This window comes from Gemmatimonadaceae bacterium (assembly GCA_036273715.1).
Taxonomy (GTDB): domain Bacteria; phylum Gemmatimonadota; class Gemmatimonadetes; order Gemmatimonadales; family Gemmatimonadaceae; genus JADGGM01.
This window is the reverse complement of the sequence record DASUHB010000050.1, coordinates 16,987-35,477: the sequence shown is the minus strand read 5'-3', so window position 1 is coordinate 35,477 and position 18,491 is coordinate 16,987. Positions and strand designations below refer to the sequence as shown.

Sequence of the window (18,491 nt, the reverse complement as noted above, 5' to 3'; positions counted from 1 at the left end):
ACGAGCGATCAGCCTCGGCGCGGCCTGTCCAACGACAGCATGATGCCTGAGATGATCTCCCGACCCGGGACGAGACGCCACGGGCCGTTGCGACATCGTGCCTGCAGGACATCGACCTGGATCGACCCGCGATACCGACCGGCTTGGGCGCGATAAATCACGTGCGTCAGATCGTCGCGCTCCAGTACGCATCCGAACACCCGGTACGGGCCAACGGGCCGTCCAATCGCTTCCAGGAACAGAGCGCAAAACTGCACCGGTGCAAGCGCGACGAGCTCGGCGAGCGTTGGCGAGTCGCGAAATGCCTCCAAGCGCTCATCTGCAAAGCGCTCGATCTTCGCCGGATCGAGGCCGCCCTTCGTGCTCACCCATACGCCATGCCCTGTTCCTGCGCGAGTCGCATGGCATCGCGATGTTCGATCCACGCGACCACGGACGTGAGTTTGCTCGAACGCAGTTCGCCGGCGGCCTCGTCGTCAATGAGTTCGGCGGCCGCCCTCCAATCATATTTGTGGAGCGCATCAAAAAACTGGCGGGCGACGGCTGTAGGGTCGGACGGGTCGTCAGTCACAAGCACAGCGGTTGTTGGACGGCCCACGCGCTCGTGGGAACGGACACCGTAGCGCGGTCATACAGGCCTTCGAGTCCGAAACTGCGAAACAGCCTGTCGCCAGTATGTCCCGGATCGTTTCAGAAGTACATAGCGGGGCGGGACGGCGATGACGTTGGGCGCACGTGCGGCCAATGAATCCGGCCGGTATCGAACCCCGCGGGCACGGGGCCGCGGTCGCCGCGAATGGCCGCACAGGTGCGAGCGCGGTACATTACCGGCGAATGCTCCAGACCGCGGAAGTCGCGTCCGTTAGGCGCGCGCCCATGCGCCCTCACCACAGCGCGTGCCACGCCTCGCTCGCCGTGATGCTCCGCAAGTATGTCAGCTCCTCCGGCGCGAACGGCGTCGGCGCCAAGCCAAACGTGATCCACACACGCATGTCGCCCACCGTATTGTCGATCGCCAGCAGCTCGAGCAGGCTCGTGGTTACCGGCGGGTGCGGCAGCACCCGTTGCGCGGCGGCGATCACCGGGTGAAGCAGCGCCACCGGGACAGGAATCAACACCCGCTGCGCGTGCATCGCGAGCAGCACCCGCTCGATCATCTGCTTGAGCGTCAACGCCGCCGGACCGCCCACCGGATACGTCTGCCTAACGCTGTCCTCTCGCTCCAGCGCCACCCCGATCACCCGCGCCACGTCGTCCACCGCCACCGGTTGAAACCTCGCTGCGCCGCCGCCCGGCACCGGATACACCACCGGCGACAGCCGGACCAGCCGCGCGAGCACCGTCACGAACTCGTCTTCCGGCCCGAAGATCACCGACGGCCGCAGCACCGTCCAATCGAGCCCGCTCGCCACCACCGCGTCCTGCGCCGCGCCCTTGCTGCGCAGGAATCGGTACGGCGATGCGCTCGACGCACCATTCTGCGACATGTGCAGGAATCGCCGTACGCCCGCTCGGCGCGACGCGTCGAGCAGTGCAATCGTCGCGGCGGCATTCACATCTTCGTAAGACTCGCCGCGCTTCTCGATCGCGATCGCCGCCAGATGCACCACCGCATCCACACCATCCACAGCGGCGCGCACCGTGTCCGAGCTGCGCAGATCGCCCAACGCGAGATCGACGGCAATGCCGGCCAATCGCCGGTCGGCCTTGGTGGGGCTGCGCACGAGCGCGCGCACCTTCCATCCGCGGCGCGCGAGCTCGCGACATGTGTGGGAGCCGACGAGACCCGCTGCGCCCGTCACGAGCACGACACCTTTGCGCGGCTCCTCCGCGGTTACCGCCTGAGGCGCGGGTTGCGCTGCTGGACCGCCGGCCGTCGCCATGGGAACGTCCTCCATTGGTCCACCTCCTTCGAATCGTGACCAGCGTTCGACTCGCGATCTTCGTCGTCACGTACGTCCTGATTGCTGCACAGCAAGTCCCGGGCGTGCGCTTGAACCGGCCGGCGGCATCGCTCCTCGGCGCGGTCGCCATGGTGGTCCTGGGCGGCCTGTCGCCGAGTGCCGCCTACGCAGCAATCGACATCGATGTGATCGTGTTCCTGCTCGGCGTCCTCCTGCTGGTCGCTTATCTCGAGCTCGGCGGATTTTTCGAGTGGGCGGCAGTGTGGATTGCGCGGCGCTTTCGATCGCCGCACGCGTTGCTCGCGGGCATCATCGTGGCCAGCGGGCTCCTGTCCGCCGTTTTTCTCAACGACACGGTCTGTCTGGTGTTCGTGCCGCTCGTTCTGGCCGCGCTGGAGCCCCTCGGCACGCGTCCGCTGCCCTACCTGTTGGGCATCGCGTTCGCCGCCAACGTGGGAAGCGCGATGACCATCACGGGCAATCCGCAGAACATGCTGATCGGGATCTCGAGCGGCATCGCCTACCGCGATTTCCTGGCGCTGCTCGTCCTGCCGTCGTTAGGCGGGCTGGCCATCGTCTACGGCGTCCTGGCGGTGCTCTTTCGTCGCGATCTGGCGCGCCCCTTCCCATCCGTTGCCGCGCCGCCGGCCGGCCGGCCGATGGATCGCGGGCTCGTCGCCCGCGCGCTCGTGTTGTTCGCCGGCGCGCTCGCGGCATGGCTCGCGGGACTGTCGCTGCCCGTGGTGGCGATCACGGCGGGCGCGCTCATGATCGCGGTCGGCAACCGCGACCCGGCGGCCGCGTTCGCCAACGTCGAATGGTCGCTGTTGTTGTTCTTCGCGGCGTTGTTCGTGGTGATGCGCGGGGTGGAGTCGGCGCCGGTGTTCGTGGATCTCACGTCGCGCGCCGCGTCGACGCTGCACGGCGCGCCGTGGCACGACGCCGCGGTGACGAGCGCCGCGATGACGGCGCTCTCGAACCTCGTGTCCAACGTGCCGGCGGTGATTCTCTGGCGTCCGGTGGTGCCGCAGCTGCCTAACGCACGGTTCATCTGGCTCGTCATGGCGATGAGCTCGACGTTCGCCGGGAACCTCACGCTGCTGGGATCGATGGCCACGCTGATCGTGGCCGAGCGCGCCGCGGCGCGCGGGGTGGCGCTGCGATTCGGCGACGTGCTCAAGGCCGGCGTGCCGGTGACGCTCCTAACGCTGGCCTGGGGCGTCGTGATGCTGGTCTGGCTCGCGCGCTGATCGCCCGCGGCGCCCGCGCGCGCTACGACTTGCGTTGTCGCTCCTCGGCGTCGCGCTTGGCCACGTAGCGTTCCCACGCATCCCAGGTGCCGCCGGCCACGATGCGCCAGATGAGAATGAACAGACCGAGCGAGAGGAAGAGATGCACCCAGCCCGGTCCGGAAAATGCGAACACCATCACAGCCCAGAACCCGAGCATTGCGATCGCGACGGGATATGCCGCGACGTACAGCAATCGTTTCTTCTCGACGGTCGTCATCTGAATTGACTCGCTTCTGAGTGAACGCTACATTCCGATCGGCAATGGGACGAAGAGCTCACATTTTTGAGCCAACAAGTCTCTCGGGTGGGTTCGATAAGCTTTGTTTGACGTCATGCCCCAGTGCGGGGAAGGCGAAAGGCAGGGTGAGGACCTCATACATTCGACGGGGCTTCAAAAAACCTCTTCGTTCCAACTTCTCGAGCCCCACTCCGGTGGGGCTCTTTTTTGTGCTCGACGCACCCGCTGTGTCGCAGCGTTTCTCGTGTTACGACGCGACGCCTTCCACCCGCCGCCTCCCGCGAATGAGCTCCCAGAAGATGCGCGGCGCCGTCGGACGCTTCCAGATCCAGGAGCCGAGCATCGCGAGCGCCCACAGGGCATACACCAGAGCCACCTCTTCGCGCCATTCGGCAACCAGGAACTGGACCAGCCACAGCACGAAGAGTCCCGTCGCGTCCCACCAGTGCAGACGCATGCGCGACAACAGGAGCGCTGCCACCACGCTCTGAACCACGGTGAGCAGAATTTCCATCCGCTGCGTCGGATCGAGCGGCAGTGCGTGCGGCCCGCCGCGCGCGAACGAGAACACGATGGGAATCGTCGCCGCGAGCACGGTCCACTGATTGACGTTGCTCGACACCATGTTCATGAGCGCCATGGGCGCCGTGCGCACGCGCTTCGCCCAGTGGAATGCCGACACCTTCTCGGGGAACTCGCTGAGGAATGGCGCCACCCACTGCACGAAGACGAACTCGCTCACGCCGAACGTCGTCGCCACCGCCAGCATCGAATTGAGGAACGGATGCGCGGTAAAATAGATGAGGGCGCCGCCTAACAGAAACAGCGCGCCGATGGTGATCGGCTGCCACACGCCCGGCCGCGAGTATGCCCAACGCGATACGGCCGAAGCCTGATCGAGCGACTCTTCACTCTTGGGAGGAAACCGCCACAGGATCGCCAGGTACGCCACGTACATCGCGAGGAGCACGACCGCGTCGACGATGCCGATCGACGCTTTGTGCCAGATCCAGAGGAAGTACACGAGCGGCGGACCCGTCGCGATGACTTCCACCGAGTGCTCGTCGTGCAGATGGATCGGCTGGAACGCGCGCCCGTGTTTCCGCCGGCCCAACGCGGCCACGAAATAGATGAGCGGCCACCCGACCCCGATGAGCAGGCGCACGGCGCCGGTGAAATTCGCGATCGCCAGATGCGACTTGCAACCGGCCGGCGGCGCGGCGACGAAGCAGCTCACGGGATCGTGGCCCGCTTGCCATGCGATCACGGCTTCGACCGCGAGCTCGGGCAGCGTTTGGATCCACGCGAGGATGGCGAGGGCGAGTCCCTGCGCGATGAGGAACTGCGCCGCCTCGGCCGCCCACGCGACGAGGAATGCGCTGAGCAGCATGCTCGGGAACGTCCATGCCGCCGACCACGCTGCGCTGCTCACGGTCGCCGCCGTCGTCAGAGCGACCTTGACTTTCAACCGCCGCCGTCCGTATTAACAGAATTGCCTCGCTCGCGGGGCGGTTTCATGAGCGGAACATAGACGCGCGGCGCAGTCGGCTCAAGCGGTTCCATGGGAACCCAGGGCCGGCACGCCGCGTTCGTTCGACGCGTCTCATCATCCTTCTCCATGCCACGAGTCACCGTTACCCGCCGCCTCACGTTCAACGCGGCCCATCGTCTGCACAATCCGGACTTGAGCGACTCGGAAAACCGGTCACTCTTCGGGCCATGCAACAACGCCAACTGGCACGGTCACAACTACCGTCTCGATGTCTCGGTCGTCGGCGACATCGAGCCGACGTCCGGGTACGTGATGGATCTGAAGAAATTGCGCGACGTGGTAGAAGAACATCTCGTCGACAAAATGGATCATCGAAATCTGAACATCGACGTCGATTTCATGCAGGGCATCAACCCGACGGCGGAAAACCTCGTGGTCGCGTGCTGGAACGTGCTGGCTCCGGTGATGGGTCCGGCAACGCTCACGCGCCTGCGCCTCTGGGAGACCGACAACAATTATGTCGAATACGAAGGGCAATAAGGCGCCGCGCCTGGACGGCCGCGTGAGCCGCGCGTTGCTCGAGGCGGATGACGATCACACACCGGAACATGCCCCGGAGCTCGAGTCGATCGTGCACCGCCTGCTCCAGCTGATCGGCGAGGATCCCGACCGCGAAGGACTGCTCAAGACGCCGCTCCGCGTCGCGAAGTCGCTCACGTGGCTCACGCGCGGCTACGAGATGGATGTGCACGAAGTGGTGAACAACGCGGTGTTCGAGGAGCCGCATTCGAGCATGGTGATGGTGCGCGACATCGAGCTGTACTCGCTGTGCGAGCACCACATGCTGCCGTTCTTCGGGAAGGCGCACATCGCGTACATCCCGGACAACAAGATCGTCGGCTTGTCGAAACTGCCGCGCATCGTCGAGGTGTTCGCACGCCGGCTGCAGGTGCAGGAGCGCCTAACTGAAGAAATCGCCCAGGCCATTCAGGATGTGCTGAACCCGAAAGGCGTGGGTGTGGTGATCGAGGCGTATCACCTGTGCATGATGATGCGCGGCGTGCAGAAGCAGAACTCGCAGACGGTGACGTCGGCGGTGCGGGGCATTTTCCGCAACGACGCGCGCACGCGCGAGGAGTTCTTGTATCTGGCGCACGGCCGCACGCCGCCGGTGCGGTGACGGGACACACGTCGCCGGCGGCGCCGGATGCGGCCGGCGCCGTGCTGGCGGGGCGGGGCGCCGTGGTCACCGGAGCATCGCGCGGCATCGGCTTGGCGATTGCGCGCGCGCTCGCCGCGGCCGGCGCGCGCGTCGCGATGCTCGCCCGCAGCGCCGACACCCTCGCCCAACGGGCGGCGGAGTTAGGCGGAGCGGCGCTGCCGGTGCCGTGCGACGTGTCCGACGCCGCGGCCGTTGGGCGCGCGATCCAGGTGATCACCCTCGCCTTCGGCGGCGCACCGGACATCCTCGTGAGCAACGCCGGGATCTTCCATCCCCAGCCGCTGGCCGACATCACGCCCGATGCGTTCGCGGCCGCGATCGCCGTCAATCTCAATGCGGGATTCTATCTCGCGCACGCGGTGCTCGACGGCATGCGCGCGCGGGGGCGCGGTCACATCGTGACGATCGGTTCGGTGGCCGACCGCGTGGCGTATCCCGGCAACGGGTCGTATTCGCCGGGCAAGTTCGGCGCGCGCGCGCTGCACGACGTGCTGCGCGAGGAGCTGCGCGGCAGCGGCGTGCGGGCGACGCTCGTCTCGCCCGGCCCGACCGACACCGACATCTGGGGCGACCTTCCGGGCACCGGCCGGTTCCCCTCGCGCGACGCGATGCTCGATGCCGATGCCGTCGCCGACGCCGTGCTCTACGCCCTCACACGCGCCGAGCGCGTGAACGTGGACGAGCTGCGGCTCTCGGCGAGCTGACGGACGATGTTCATCGAGATCGTCGAGGCGTTCCGGTGTCCGCGCCCGCACGAGCTCATGTGGCTGGTGGCGTCGGCGGACCGTCTGGAGGACCGCGACATTCTGGCCGGGGAACTGGGATGCCCCGTGTGCGGCGCGCGGTATCCGATCGTGGATGGGATCGCCGACTTTCGCGGCGCCGGGGCGCCGCCGCCGCCCGCCCCGCAGATCGTGCCGACCGACCACGGCGCGCGCGGCCTCCGCGCGGCGGCGCTCCTCGGTCTAACGGAAGGGGGCGGCCTGGTCGTGCTGGCCGGCGAGTGGGCCGACGCCGCGCACGACGTGGCCGCGCTCGCCGAGCGCGTCCATGTGCTGGCGGTGGATCCGTTAGGCGTTGTCTCGAGCGGCGCCGGCGTCTCGATCGCGCGCGCGCCCGACGCGCTGCCGCTCCGTCCCGAATCAGTGCGCGCGATGGCGGTCGATGCGGCGCATGCGACCGAACACTTTCTCGCGTCCACCGTCGCCGCGCTCAGGCCCTCCGGGCGCCTGCTGCTGCCCACCGCGAGCCCGCTCCCCCACGGCATCGTCGAGCGCGCGCACGATGCCCACGATCGGTTGGGCGAGAAGCACGACCTCACCACCCTCGCGCGGGCGCCCCGGCCACTGCGTTAGCCTCGGCGCGCCGCCTCGCCGCCGGCATAGAGCTGGTCGATCACCGCTTTGTACTTCGTGTCGATCACCCGGCGGCGCACCTTGAGCGTCGGCGTCAGCTCGCCGGAATCGACGGTGAAGTCGCGGTCCAACAACGCCATCTTCTTCGGCGTCTCGAAGTGCGCCAGCCCCGCGAGCTTGCCCAACACTTCTTTTTCCATCTTCGCCTTGACCATCGGTTGGGCGAGGAGCTGCCTGCGGTCCGCGTAGAGCAGATTCTTGAGCTTCGCCCAGCGCTCGAGCTGCTCGAAGTTGGGCACCACGAGCACGATCGGAAATTTGCGTTGGTCGCCGATCATCACCGCCTGCGACACGTACTTGTTCATCCGGATGTGGTTTTCGATCGGCTGCGGCGCGATGTTCTTTCCCCCCGCGGTCACGATGATGTCCTTCTTGCGATCCGTGATGCGCAGGAACCCGTCTTCCAGCACCCCGATGTCGCCGGTGTGGAACCAGCCATCGGCATCGATCGCATCACGCGTCGCCTCCGGCTTGTGGAAGTAGCCTTTCATCACGTTCGGTCCGCGCACGATGATCTCGCCGTCCGGCGCGATCGTCACCTCGACGCCGGCGATCGGCGGCCCCACCGTGCCGATGCGATAGCGGTCCGGCGTGTTCACCGCGATCACCGGCGACGTTTCCGTTAGGCCGTAGCCTTCCAGAATCACCAGCCCGGCGGCATAGAAGAACTTGTTGATCGCCGGCGCCAGCGGCGCGCCGCCCGACACGAAATAGCGCAACCGCCCGCCCACGCGATCGCGCAGTTTCGAGAACACGAGCCGCCGCGCGACCGCATACTGGGCCGCGAGCAGCGGGTTGGGCGCACGACCGGACAGGCGAGCGTCCGCCCATCGTTCGCCGACGGCGCGCGCCCAGAAAAAGATGCGCTTCTTGATCGCGCCGCTCGCCAGCGCGTTCTCCAGCACCCGCGCATAGATCTTCTCGTACACGCGCGGGACCGCCACCACCAGCGTTGGGCGGATTTCCGTCATGTTCACGGTCACGGTGTCCATCGACTCCACGTACGCGATCGACACGCCGGTCGCGAACATGAGATAGTCGAAGTGCCGCTGCAGCACGTGCGAGAGCGGTAGGAAGCTCAGCGATACATCGTCTCCGGTTATCGGGATGACTTTGGCCACCGCGGCCACGTTGGACGCGAGATTCCCGTGCGTGAGCATCGCTCCTTTCGGCTCACCGGTCGTGCCCGACGTATAAATGATCGTCGCCACCTGGTCCGGCGGGACGGCCAATGCTTCTGTCCGATAGCGCGCGCCGGCGTCCGGCGTCTCGCTGGCCGCGCCGCGCGCTTCGAGCGCGGTGAGCGCGAAATCCACGCCGCCGCCATCCAGGTCGTCGAACGCAATCACCCACTTGAGCTTGGGCAGCGATGCGCGAATGGCCGCGATCTTCTGCGCCTGCTCGCGTGTCGAGACGAAAATCGCGACGGTCTCGGAGTCCTCGAGGATGTACTCGACCTGCTCGGCCGGGAGGGTCGGGTAGATCGGCACGTCGATGTAGCGCGCGGTGAGACAGCCGTAGTCGGCGATCGCCCACTCCGGGCGATTCTCGGACAGGATGGCAATGGCCGAGCCGTCCGGAATGCCGAGCGCGCGGAGCCCGAACGCGGCGTGACGAACCCGCGTTGCCAGCGTGCGGTGCGAGATCGGCTGGTACGCGCCACCCGACTTCACCTGCAGTGCGTTCGGCCGATCGTACCCTTCGACGGCGTCGAAGAAGAGGCGCGTGAGCGTCGTCGGCGACAGTCGCGGATCGCGTTCCGTCGACGTGTTCGACTCGGCAGTCAGCGTCATGGAGGCCTCGCTCGGCGCGGCGCGTTCCTGCCGCGCTGCGCGCTCAGTGGATGTTGATGCGCCTAACGTACGTGATCGGACTGCCCGTCGGGAGGCCGCCCGGCGCCGATGCGCTCACCTGTACGACGATCGAGTCGTTGAACGCGTGCGTGAACGGCGTGATGCGCAAGCCGAGGTTGGTGCTGCCGTTCACGTCCGTCGTGTCCACCAGCTGTCCGACCGCTCCGCCGAGTTTCACGAGCTGCGCATTGGTCGAATCCGTGTTGTCGTAGGGCGACGGGTGTACGATCGTGTAGTGGACCGCGTACGTGGGCACGGGCACCGAGTCCGGCAGGTGCAGCAGGCGCACGCGGAGGGTGATGGTCGTATCGCGCAGTCCGTTGGCAAAACTGTAGTCGACGCTGTCCCGCGATGAATCTTCGGCCAGCATCACGGATGGCGTGTCGACCACGGCGATCGTGTCGGCAATCGACTGCAGGCCGGCCGCCGTCGCGACCACGAGCACGCGCGGAATGAGCGCGTGTCCGACCACGATGCCTAACGCTGGGTCGACGGTCACCGCGTGCGTCGAGTCGACGGCCAGGAACGACACCGGGATGCCGGGGATGCTGTCGTTCTTGAAGTTGAAGACCACGACGTGCAGCGGCGCGACCTGCCCCAGACTGTCGCGCAGCGTATCGCCGAGCAGGACGGACGGCGACGCGGGCGCATCGAGCTGGATCGCGACCGGCGCGTTGGCGTTGGTCCCGACCTCGTTGCACGCCGCGGCCACCGCGGCGACCGACAGCGCGAGCGACGCCGCCCGGAGGGAGGGCCGCATCACTCGAACCGTGATGCAAGCTCGGTGGCGAGGTTCACGTACGCCTGCGCCGCCGCGTCGGCCGGCGACCGCAATACCACCGGCTGGCCCGCCGCGAATGCATCGGCCGCCGCCGTGCTCCGCGGTATCACCAGGTCGAACACCATGTTGCGCGGCAGGTGGCGCCGCACGTATTCCGACACGCGCACGCTGGTTTCACTCGTTTCGTCGTACATCGTGAGGACGAGTCCGTCGAGCGTCAGCTCGTCGTTAGTCATCACGATGTCCTGGATGCCGCGCAGAATCTGCGGCGTCGTCTGGAGCGCCAGCGGCTCGGCCTGCAGCGGCACGATCACGTGCTGCGAGGCCGAGAGCACCCGCTCGACCGTCGGGCCCAGTCCCGGCGGCGTGTCGACCACGACGATGTCCGTGCGCTGCCGCGCCATGGCCAACAAGTCGGGAAGCAACGTGGACTCCTCCATCCGGTGCTGGTACGCGACGTGATTCGTGGCCGCGCTGACGGTCCCGGCCAGAATCACGCGAAGCCATGGTAACGCCGTCGGCAAAATGATGTCGCGCAGCGTCTTCTCTCCCGATAGATAATCGGAAATTCCAACGGTGACATGGTCCGCGCGCAGCCCCACGCCGTAGCGCACTGCGCCCTGAGGGTCCACGTCGACGAGGAGCGTTTTCATACCGCGCCGAGCGAACGCGGCGGCGAGATTCACTGCGGTGGTCGTCTTACCGACACCGCCTTTCTGGCTCACGACGGCGAGGACGGTTCCCACTCGCTATTCCGTGCCGGGGACGGAGTCCGCCCCGCCGCCTGCCTTGATCTGCTCGATGGTCTGCCGCGCATGCTGGACCCACCGTTCCGCCTCGACCGTGGACGGCGGATGCTCCAGAAAGGCCGTCAGGTGGCGTTGGGCGCCTTGGCCGTCGCCGCGCTTGAGCAGCAGATACGCCAGGCCATAGTGCGCGCCGCTCAACTGCGGGTCGATTTCGAGTGCCCGGCGATAGCAGCGGATGGCGTCGTCCAGTCGTCCGGTTCGCGAATACGCGATCGCCATGTTCTGGAGGATGCGCTGATCGTTGGGCTGATCGCGCAGTGCGAGCCGGTACGACGTGAGCGCGGCGTCGTAGTCACCCTGGCGCTCCAGCGCCAGCGCTTCGCTCAAGTAGTCGAGACGTTGTGGGCGCGGCGTGTGCGCCGTTCCACCACCCGTCAAGCGGCTCCACCAGGACATGCGATGCGTCTAGAGTCGAGAACTTGGGTGGGAAGGCGCACCACGGTGGCGCGGTGCAGGAATGCGCACTCGGCGTACCTGTCGAGGGCAAACTTATGCAGGCCCACGCGGGGCGGCAACCGCGCTGTCGGCCGCGAGCGTGCGACGGTAGCTTTCGCGCTGAGTCGAAGTCGGCCGCCAACCTGGAGGACACGTGGCGCCACGACGTAAGCCCGCGGACCGAACGCGCGGCGTCTTCGAGGTGGACTGGCCGCTCTTCGGCGAGCTGTCTCGCGCACTCGCGCTCAAGGTGGCCCGGACGTACGATCCCGAGATCGTCGTCGGCATCGCCACTGCCGGCGTCATTCCGGGCGCGGTGATCGCGGCGATCCTCGGTCGCGAGTTCCACTCGATTGTGGTGAGCCGCCGCTATCACGCCCAATCGGTGCGCGAGACGCCGGCCATTCTGGGCGTTGCGCCGCCCGAGGTTCGCAACCGTCGCGTGCTGCTCGTGGACGAGACCTGCGACACGGGCGAGACGATGCGTATGGCCGTGGCCGCGCTGGTGAATGCGGGGGCCGCCGATGTGCGCACGGCGGTGGGATTCCGCACCGGGCCGTACGAGCCCGACTTCTCGGCGCTGGAAACGGAGAGCACGATCGTGCTCCCATGGGACGAAGACCTGCTGTCGTCCGTCTCCTGATCGTTGGTTAGGCGCGCCTAACGAAGGCGCGGCTACTCGACCGCGGAGACAACGGCGTCGTACGTGTCGCCCTGCTCCATCCGGTCATACAGGAACCGCATGACGTCGCCGTTCCCGAGAAGAAAGCGACACCGCTCGTGGCCGGCGGAGCGGCATTCTACCTCGAGCACTGCGAGCGGCACATCGGAGAAGCGCCCGAAGAAATCGGCGAGCATTCCGGTCGTGAAGTGGCAGCCGGGTTGATCCAGGTGCTCGTCGGGATTCGCTTCGCCCCAGTCATCGGTGTCGACGGTCGCCACCGCGTCCCGCAGCGAGCCGATCTCCAACGTGCCCCAACCGGCGAGCCGGAAATACTCGGACGCGCGCCGTTGGAAGGTTTCGAAGTCGAGATCTTCCGGAGCGCCGTCACCCCGCTCGTGCAGCCAGGCGCGAAACGCTTCGAACACTGTGGCGCCGCCGGCGTATCCCGCTTCCTGCAGCGCCGCCGCCGACGCCGGCCCGACGTCGCGCAGGAGGGCGGCGCGCAGCGCGTGTATGGCGGGACGGCTCACAGCCACCAGTGCGTGATCGGCGAGGTTGATCGTGTCGGCCATGACTGCCTCGTGTGTTGGACGAGTCGGCGCCTGTCGCGCCGCGCTACTGGTTTTTAGGCTCGGCTCCTGCTCGGCGCAAGAGCTCCGTTTCATCAATGATCTCGACGCCGAGCTCGCGCGCGCGATCCAGCTTGCTCCCCGCATCCGTGCCGACTACGACGAAGCTGGTGCTCTTGGACACGGACGACGTGACGTGTCCGCCGGCGTTCTGGACCAACTCGGTAGCCGCCTTACGGGAGAGCGTGGGCAGCGTACCGGTGATGACGACTGTCTTGCCCGTGAGGCTACCGGCGCCATTGCCTGCGTGCTTGCCGGCCGGTTCCTCGAAATTCACTCCTCGTTCGCGCAGCTTCTCGATCAACGCTCTGGTGGTGTCGTTGGCGAAGTACGCCGCCACGGATCGCCCGATGATGTCGCCCACACCGCGCACGGATGTGATCTGTTCTTCGGTGGCACGCGCGAGAGCATCGAGCGTGCGAAAGTGCCGCGCGAGGACCTGGGCAGCCATCTCGCCCACGTGCAGGATCCCGAGTCCGTTGAGGAGCCGCGAGAGCGGCTGTCGCTTCGACGCGTCGATTGCCGCCACGAGATTCTCGGCGCTCTTCTCGGCGAAGCGCTCGAGCCGCACCAACGGCTCGACGGTGAGCGAGAAGATGTCGGCGAAGTCGTGCACCAGGCCCGCATCGATGAGCTGGCGAATTCGTGCGTACGACAGCCCGCGAATGTCCATTGCGCCGCCAGACACGAAGTGCACGAGGCCCTCGAGCTGCCGTCCGGGACAGGCAACGTTAGGACAGTACACCGCGGCTTGATCCGCGTCGCGCTCGACGGGTGTGTTGCACACGGGGCAGCGATCCGGCATGTGCCATTCGCGCTCGGTTCCGTCGCGGCGCTCGGGAATGGGTCCGATCACCTGCGGTATCACCTCGCCGGCGCGCTTGACCTGCACCCAATCGCCGATGCGCAGGTCCTTCTGCCGCACGAGCGCCTCGTTGTGCAGCGTGGCGAGCTTCACGATGACGCCGCTGATCTCCACCGGCTCGAGCATGGCGTAGGGATTGAGCGCGCCGGTGCGGCCGACGTTCACCCGGATGTCCTCGAGACGCGTGACTTCGATGTCGGGCGCGAACTTGCGCGCGATAGCCCAACGCGGCTCCCGTCCCACGTCGCCTAACTCGTCCTGGACGTTCAGCGCATCGACTTTCACCACGACGCCGTCGATGCCGAACGCCAGCTTGGCGCGCAGCGTGTGCTCGACTTCCTGGACGAACGTCACGACCTCTTCGAGCGTCTGGCAATGCCGCCGGTGCGGCTCGACGGGGAAGCCCCAGCTCTCGAGCGTGTCGAGCAGCGCCCACTGCGTGGTGAAGGGCAGGCGCACGCCGGGCCCGGGCGCCACGGCGTAGCCGAAGAACCGCAGGCGGCGCTTCGCGGTGATCGCGGGGTCCAACTGCCTCAGCGATCCCGCGGCCGAGTTGCGCGGATTGGCGAAGACTTTCTCCCCGTCTTGCCGCCGGCGGTCGTTGAGCTTCTCGAATCCGTCGAACGTCATGTAGCACTCGCCGCGGACTTCGATGAGGTCCGGTGCGTTAGGCGTGTGCAGCCGGAGCGGAATGTCGTGGATGGTGCGCAAGTTGATGGTGACGTCTTCGCCTTCGGTCCCGTCGCCCCGCGTCGCGCCGCGCACGAGCACGCCGCGTTCGTACGTGAGATTGACGGCGTTGCCGTCGATCTTGAGCTCCGCCGTGTAGCCGGAGTCGCGGACCTCGGCGCCGGCGATGCGCACCGCGCGAACTTCCCAGTCGCGGAGCTCGTCGTCGTCGAATGCATTGGCGAGCGAGAGCATCGGCACCAGGTGATCGACCTTGGCGAGACCGCTCTGCACCGCCGCGCCGACACGCTGCGTCGGCGAGTCCGGCGTGCGGAGGTCGGGACACTGGTCTTCGATGTCGCGCAGCTCCCGCATCATCAGATCGTATTCGCGATCCGAAATCTCGGGTGCGTCGAGCACGTAGTAGCAGTGGTTGGCGCGTTCGAGCCGCGCGCGAAGATCTCGCGCCCTCGTCTCGAGCTGCCGGCAGTCTGGGGAACGATCGTTCGGGGACGTCACGAACGAAAAATATGATGTTCGGGCGGCGCGCGCAGCGCGCCCGGCGGATCAGCTCTTCGCTTCTTCTCCGACTACCTCGAGCGTCACCGACACCAGCCTCTCCAGCTCCTCATCCGCCGACGTTGCCAGGAGCGTTTCGGCCCACATGTGGTCTTCGGTGTTCGTGTAGCGGTCGAGCAGGCGGCGTACGAATGCGATGAGCGCGATGCGCTGGAGCTCGCCCTGGCGGCCATTGCGTTGGGCTTCTTTCTGCCCGCGCTGGAGAGCTTCGTAGCGGTGCGCGTTGCGCAGCGCATTGGCGGTCAGGGCGGCGACCACCTGGCAGAAGCGGATGTCGCGGTCGGAGAACGGCGCGCCCTCGCGCTCGGTGCGCAGGAAAATCGCGCCGATCACGGTGCCGCGCCACCGGATCGGCACCACCACGATCGAGCGGACGTTTCGCAGCGCGAGCACCGGCTGCATCTGCTGGAGCATCGGGTCGGCGGCGGCGTCGGGAATGAAGACCGTCTCGCCGCTCTCGAAGGCGCGCTTGAGCTCGGGATACCGGTCGAGGTCGACGATGAGGTTGTTCATTGCCGGCGCTTCGTACGTCGCCATGAGGCGGACATCGCGCTGCTCGCCCAACAGATAGATCGAGCAGCGGTCGAGGCCGAACGTGTCGCCTAACTTCTTGGCGATGGTCTGCAGGATGTCGACGAAATGCAGCGAAGACGAGATTTCGGTGAGGATGTCGACGACGGCCACGAGGTGATCGCGTTCGCGCTCGAGCTCGGAGATGCGCGCGCGAAGCGTGGCGATCGTGTCACCGTTACCCGACGGTTGCTCCTCCCGCGGGCGCTCCACTGCCATGCTGATCATGAGATTTCCTGACGTTCGCGGTGAACTCGGCGCTGGCGTATCGGACGACGCGGTCGCGTCCCGTTCGCTTGGCCACATACAGTGCGTCGTCGGCGGCTTGCAGCAATTCGTCGCGATTCACCAGCCGCTGGTCCGGCCAGGCCGCAACGCCGCAGCTGATCGTGGCTTGGAACGGCCGTCCCTCGAAGGAGAACCGATGCGCCGCTACCCTGAGACGCGCCCGCTCGGCGAAGGTCACCGCGGCGTCGAGCGCGGTGCCGGGGAGGAGGACCAGAAACTCTTCGCCGCCATAGCGCCCAACGTGGTCGATCTCACGCATCGACGCGCGCAGCACCGAGCCGATCTGGCGCAGCATCTCGTCGCCGGCGCGGTGGCCGAAGTCGTCGTTCACCTGCTTGAAATGATCGAGGTCGAACATCGCGACCGCCAACGGTTCTTTTAGGCGAACAGCGTGCTCGAACATTTCGTGGAACCGCTCGTCCAACCGGCGGCGATTGTCGAGTCCCGTCAGCGGATCCGACACCGCGAGCTCGAGGAGCTTCGCGTTTGCGCGCTCGAGCTCGGACTCGCGGCGCTGCAGCGCATCCTGCAGCGCCTTGATGCGGAGCATCGATCGCACGCGCGCCTCGAGCTCTGCAAACTCGACGGGCTTGGTGACGTAGTCATCGGCGCCCGCGCTCAAGCCGCGAACCTTTTGCTCGACCTCGTCGAGCGCCGTTTGCATGATGATCGGAATGAACGGCAGCGACGGATCGGCCTTGATGCGGCGCGCGACTTCGTTGCCATCCACCCGTGGCATCATCACGTCGAGCACGATGACGTCGGGCGGAGAATCGGCGACGATCTTCAGCGCCTCCGCGCCATCACACGCGCACTCCGTGACGTACCCGGTCGCATCGAACCGGACACGCAACACCTCGCGGCTGTCCTCGCTGTCATCGACAATCAGGACCCGCGGTGCGCGCCGAACTTCACCGTCCATCGCCTCGGCCAATGAATCGCTCCACCTCGCTCACGACCGTCTTGGGTTCGCACGGCTTCGCGAGATAACTGTCGCATCCGACTTCCATGGCTTTCTCGCGATCCGACGCCAGCGCGTGCGCGGTGAGCGCGATGATCGGAATGCGACGCGTTTTCGGATCACGCTTGAGCACCTGCGTGGCTTCCCAGCCGTCGATCACCGGAATCGAAATGTCCATCAAGATCAGATCGGGCTGCTCCGTGCGCGCCTTGGCGATGCCTTCCTCGCCGTTCAACGCCTCGGTGACTCGATAGCCGAAGTGCTGCAGAATCGTGGAGTACACGATCCTGTTGTCTTCGTTGTCTTCCACGAGCAGCACAGTCTTCAATCTGATGCTGGTCATTCGTGTCCTCGAGCGGAGTGCCCTGCTGCATTCGGAAGACAGGCGGATCGCAGGCTGCTCTCGTTCTGATCGCCGAAACGCTCGAACGCACGGCCAGTGTCCGTCTCGTCGGGCACATGCCTCGTGTGGCGTGAGACCTCGACAGATACCGCAGCGTTAAGCAAGCTTCTTGCCATGCTCGCTCCCATCGGCATCAGAGTAACGCACGTTAACGATGTCTCGCCCAACAGATTCCATTACTTCCCGAACCCGAAACAACGACCCCAACGCAGCGGAGGCGAACGTGTCTGACGCGACCGATGATGCAGATGATGTCGAGGACCAGGACAATGAGACGGAAGACGAAACCTCGGGCGTCGCAATGTTTGCCGGCGGCCTCATGCTTGGTCTGGTGCTGGGCGCGGGCTGCGCGCTCTTGATGGCGCCGCGCGCCGGCGACGAAACACGCCGATTTCTTCGCCGTCGCGCGCGGCGGCTCGGCGAGCACGTGTCCGACCGTGTAGAAGACCTGCGGGATGACATTCGGAGGAGCGCGCGGAAGGGCGAAAAGAAACTGCGGCAGAGTCTGAACCTCTCGTGAGACGGCCGGCGCCGCAAGTCTGCGGCGCCGGATTCTGCGCGTCTTCGAGACCGGTCAGTGGAGCTTGGCGAGTTCCTCTGCTGCCTGTTTCTTGTAGAACTTGTCGTTGTATTCAGTGATCGGGCCGTCGATCACTGCCTGAAACTGCTCGCGTGCCTTCTCCCGATCGCCGGGCTTGTCCCGATCGCGGTAGATCTCGGCCAGGTCCAGTCGGTGGACGATGCGCTTGGGATCGACGGCGACTGACTTCTCCATGTAGTAGACCGCCGAGTCCCAGCTCGCCTGATCGAACACGCCGCCGCCGAGGAAGGTCTTGGCGAAGAAGCGCGAGAAGCCGCTCAAACGCATGATTTCCGCGTTCCAGCGGCCGAGCACGTGCAGGGCGCCGGCGTGGAGCGAGTCGTACTTGAGCGCATCGAGCGCTTGATTGCGAACTTCCTTTCCGTACTTCACGCGGTCGTGCGCGCCCAACGTGAGCGCGACGCGTCCCAGCGCTCGCGCGAGCGCGAAGTGACCCTCGGCGTTGGTCGAATCCGCCGCTACGGCGCGGCGCGCGAAGCGTTCGCCTTCTGCGAAATAGTCCTTTCGTTTGTTCTTGTCGGGCTCGAATTCGCCGAGGTCAACGGCTTCGCGTGACGCCTTCCAGAGCGCCTCGTAGTTGGTCGAGTCGGCGGACAGCGCCGCTTCGTAGTGCTCGAGCGCGGTCGACGGCTGCAGCGCGGCGTCGGCGCTGTCGCCTTCGGCAATGTGGACAGCCGCGGACTGCGCGTGAGCGGAGCCGGCAACGAGTGTGAACGCCGCCGCGGCGATGAGGTAGCGGATGTACATGAAAGCTCCGACATTTGGACGGTGAAAGCGCATCAGGTCGCAGCGCTTCGCGCCGGCGACAACGTAGAAATACC

General features: G+C 66.4%; 22 protein-coding genes. 7 read left to right on the top strand and 15 right to left on the bottom strand.

The window, feature by feature from the left end:
* Positions 1–8: 8 nt before the first annotated feature.
* The 3 genes from VFW04_11035 to VFW04_11025 form a co-directional block, all read right to left on the bottom strand.
* Positions 9–368, bottom strand: coding sequence for a hypothetical protein (locus VFW04_11035; protein ID HEX5179858.1), 360 nt, complete (start codon positions 366–368; stop codon positions 9–11).
* Complete coding sequence (locus VFW04_11030) at positions 365–571, bottom strand: hypothetical protein (protein ID HEX5179857.1); 207 nt, start codon at positions 569–571, stop codon at positions 365–367. The genes VFW04_11035 and VFW04_11030 overlap by 4 nt, the downstream gene beginning before the upstream one ends.
* Positions 572–884: 313 nt before the next feature.
* Positions 885–1,898 (bottom strand): complex I NDUFA9 subunit family protein, encoded by a 1,014-nt coding sequence (locus VFW04_11025; protein HEX5179856.1) that lies wholly within the window; start codon positions 1,896–1,898, stop codon positions 885–887.
* Positions 1,899–1,918: 20 nt separating this feature from the next.
* On the opposite strand from VFW04_11025, the gene VFW04_11020 reads away from it, so the two are divergent.
* Complete coding sequence (locus VFW04_11020) at positions 1,919–3,154, top strand: SLC13 family permease (protein ID HEX5179855.1); 1,236 nt, start codon at positions 1,919–1,921, stop codon at positions 3,152–3,154.
* 22 nt (positions 3,155–3,176) lie between these two features.
* On the opposite strand, the gene VFW04_11015 is transcribed toward VFW04_11020, so the two are convergent.
* Both VFW04_11015 and VFW04_11010 read right to left on the bottom strand, forming a co-directional pair.
* Complete coding sequence (locus tag VFW04_11015) at positions 3,177–3,413, bottom strand: hypothetical protein (protein HEX5179854.1); 237 nt, start codon at positions 3,411–3,413, stop codon at positions 3,177–3,179.
* Positions 3,414–3,681: 268 nt separating this feature from the next.
* Positions 3,682–4,866, bottom strand: coding sequence for a hypothetical protein (locus tag VFW04_11010; GenBank protein HEX5179853.1), 1,185 nt, complete (start codon positions 4,864–4,866; stop codon positions 3,682–3,684).
* Between the two features lie 186 nt (positions 4,867–5,052).
* Here VFW04_11010 and VFW04_11005 point away from each other — a divergent pair, with 186 nt between their 5' ends.
* From VFW04_11005 to VFW04_10990, 4 genes are read left to right on the top strand one after another with little or no spacing between them, the layout of a single operon-like run.
* Entirely contained in the window at positions 5,053–5,466 is a 414-nt protein-coding gene (locus VFW04_11005) for a 6-carboxytetrahydropterin synthase (protein ID HEX5179852.1), read from the top strand.
* A 22-nt stretch (positions 5,467–5,488) separates the two neighbouring features.
* Complete coding sequence (gene folE, locus VFW04_11000) at positions 5,489–6,106, top strand: GTP cyclohydrolase I FolE (GenBank protein ID HEX5179851.1); 618 nt, start codon at positions 5,489–5,491, stop codon at positions 6,104–6,106.
* Positions 6,103–6,852, top strand: a complete 750-nt coding sequence (locus VFW04_10995; protein ID HEX5179850.1) for an SDR family NAD(P)-dependent oxidoreductase — start codon at positions 6,103–6,105, stop codon at positions 6,850–6,852. The genes folE and VFW04_10995 overlap by 4 nt, the downstream gene beginning before the upstream one ends.
* Positions 6,853–6,858: 6 nt before the next feature.
* On the top strand, positions 6,859–7,503 hold the full coding sequence (locus tag VFW04_10990) for a Trm112 family protein (protein HEX5179849.1): 645 nt from the start codon (positions 6,859–6,861) through the stop codon (positions 7,501–7,503).
* On the opposite strand, the gene VFW04_10985 is transcribed toward VFW04_10990, so the two are convergent.
* From VFW04_10985 to VFW04_10970, 4 genes are read right to left on the bottom strand one after another with little or no spacing between them, the layout of a single operon-like run.
* Positions 7,500–9,356, bottom strand: coding sequence for a long-chain fatty acid--CoA ligase (locus tag VFW04_10985; GenBank protein HEX5179848.1), 1,857 nt, complete (start codon positions 9,354–9,356; stop codon positions 7,500–7,502). The two genes, VFW04_10990 and VFW04_10985, sit on opposite strands and share 4 nt — an antisense overlap.
* 43 nt (positions 9,357–9,399) lie before the next feature.
* On the bottom strand, positions 9,400–10,176 hold the full coding sequence (locus VFW04_10980; protein HEX5179847.1) for a hypothetical protein: 777 nt from the start codon (positions 10,174–10,176) through the stop codon (positions 9,400–9,402).
* A complete protein-coding gene (locus VFW04_10975; protein HEX5179846.1) occupies positions 10,176–10,943 on the bottom strand; it encodes a ParA family protein in 768 nt (255 codons plus the stop codon). Before VFW04_10975 ends, VFW04_10980 begins: the two co-directional genes overlap by 1 nt.
* Positions 10,944–10,946: 3 nt before the next feature.
* Positions 10,947–11,402: a tetratricopeptide repeat protein gene (locus VFW04_10970; protein ID HEX5179845.1), complete on the bottom strand. Its 456-nt coding sequence runs from the start codon at positions 11,400–11,402 to the stop codon at positions 10,947–10,949.
* Between the two features lie 193 nt (positions 11,403–11,595).
* Between VFW04_10970 and VFW04_10965 the strand changes: the two genes are divergently transcribed.
* A complete protein-coding gene (locus VFW04_10965) occupies positions 11,596–12,084 on the top strand; it encodes a phosphoribosyltransferase (GenBank protein ID HEX5179844.1) in 489 nt (162 codons plus the stop codon).
* A 32-nt stretch (positions 12,085–12,116) separates the two neighbouring features.
* Here VFW04_10965 and VFW04_10960 read toward each other — a convergent pair whose 3' ends face one another.
* Genes VFW04_10960 through VFW04_10940 form a run of 5 tightly spaced genes read right to left on the bottom strand, consistent with a single transcriptional unit; the run spans position 12,117 to position 17,009 of the window.
* The gene (locus VFW04_10960) at positions 12,117–12,677 is read right to left on the bottom strand and encodes a 4-vinyl reductase (protein HEX5179843.1); all 561 of its coding nucleotides are present in this window, start codon (positions 12,675–12,677) and stop codon (positions 12,117–12,119) included.
* A gap of 43 nt (positions 12,678–12,720) precedes the next feature.
* Positions 12,721–14,787, bottom strand: coding sequence for an NAD-dependent DNA ligase LigA (gene ligA / locus VFW04_10955; protein HEX5179842.1), 2,067 nt, complete (start codon positions 14,785–14,787; stop codon positions 12,721–12,723).
* A 48-nt stretch (positions 14,788–14,835) separates the two neighbouring features.
* On the bottom strand, positions 14,836–15,645 hold the full coding sequence (locus VFW04_10950; GenBank protein ID HEX5179841.1) for a GAF domain-containing protein: 810 nt from the start codon (positions 15,643–15,645) through the stop codon (positions 14,836–14,838).
* Positions 15,596–16,627 (bottom strand): diguanylate cyclase, encoded by a 1,032-nt coding sequence (locus VFW04_10945; protein ID HEX5179840.1) that lies wholly within the window; start codon positions 16,625–16,627, stop codon positions 15,596–15,598. Before VFW04_10945 ends, VFW04_10950 begins: the two co-directional genes overlap by 50 nt.
* Positions 16,617–17,009, bottom strand: a complete 393-nt coding sequence (locus VFW04_10940; protein ID HEX5179839.1) for a response regulator — start codon at positions 17,007–17,009, stop codon at positions 16,617–16,619. The genes VFW04_10945 and VFW04_10940 overlap by 11 nt, the downstream gene beginning before the upstream one ends.
* 283 nt (positions 17,010–17,292) lie before the next feature.
* On the opposite strand from VFW04_10940, the gene VFW04_10935 reads away from it, so the two are divergent.
* Entirely contained in the window at positions 17,293–17,589 is a 297-nt protein-coding gene (locus tag VFW04_10935; GenBank protein HEX5179838.1) for a YtxH domain-containing protein, read from the top strand.
* A 54-nt stretch (positions 17,590–17,643) separates the two neighbouring features.
* Here VFW04_10935 and VFW04_10930 read toward each other — a convergent pair whose 3' ends face one another.
* A complete protein-coding gene (locus tag VFW04_10930; GenBank protein ID HEX5179837.1) occupies positions 17,644–18,417 on the bottom strand; it encodes a hypothetical protein in 774 nt (257 codons plus the stop codon).
* Positions 18,418–18,491: the final 74 nt, after the last annotated feature.

Excerpts from the sequence above, each read along its gene's own strand:
- VFW04_11025 (HEX5179856.1), bottom strand. The coding sequence starts at position 1,898 with ATGGAGGACGTTCCCATGGCGACGGCCGGCGGTCCAGCAGCGCAACCC.
- VFW04_11015 (HEX5179854.1), bottom strand. The coding sequence starts at position 3,413 with ATGACGACCGTCGAGAAGAAACGATTGCTGTACGTCGCGGCATATCCC.
- VFW04_11005 (HEX5179852.1), top strand. The coding sequence starts at position 5,053 with ATGCCACGAGTCACCGTTACCCGCCGCCTCACGTTCAACGCGGCCCAT.
- VFW04_10990 (HEX5179849.1), top strand. The coding sequence starts at position 6,859 with ATGTTCATCGAGATCGTCGAGGCGTTCCGGTGTCCGCGCCCGCACGAG.
- VFW04_10985 (HEX5179848.1), bottom strand. The coding sequence starts at position 9,356 with ATGACGCTGACTGCCGAGTCGAACACGTCGACGGAACGCGATCCGCGA.
- VFW04_10980 (HEX5179847.1), bottom strand. The coding sequence starts at position 10,176 with ATGCGGCCCTCCCTCCGGGCGGCGTCGCTCGCGCTGTCGGTCGCCGCG.
- VFW04_10970 (HEX5179845.1), bottom strand. The coding sequence starts at position 11,402 with ATGTCCTGGTGGAGCCGCTTGACGGGTGGTGGAACGGCGCACACGCCG.
- VFW04_10960 (HEX5179843.1), bottom strand. The coding sequence starts at position 12,677 with ATGGCCGACACGATCAACCTCGCCGATCACGCACTGGTGGCTGTGAGC.
- VFW04_10950 (HEX5179841.1), bottom strand. The coding sequence starts at position 15,645 with ATGATCAGCATGGCAGTGGAGCGCCCGCGGGAGGAGCAACCGTCGGGT.
- VFW04_10945 (HEX5179840.1), bottom strand. The coding sequence starts at position 16,627 with ATGGACGGTGAAGTTCGGCGCGCACCGCGGGTCCTGATTGTCGATGAC.
- VFW04_10940 (HEX5179839.1), bottom strand. The coding sequence starts at position 17,009 with ATGACCAGCATCAGATTGAAGACTGTGCTGCTCGTGGAAGACAACGAA.
- VFW04_10930 (HEX5179837.1), bottom strand. The coding sequence starts at position 18,417 with ATGTACATCCGCTACCTCATCGCCGCGGCGGCGTTCACACTCGTTGCC.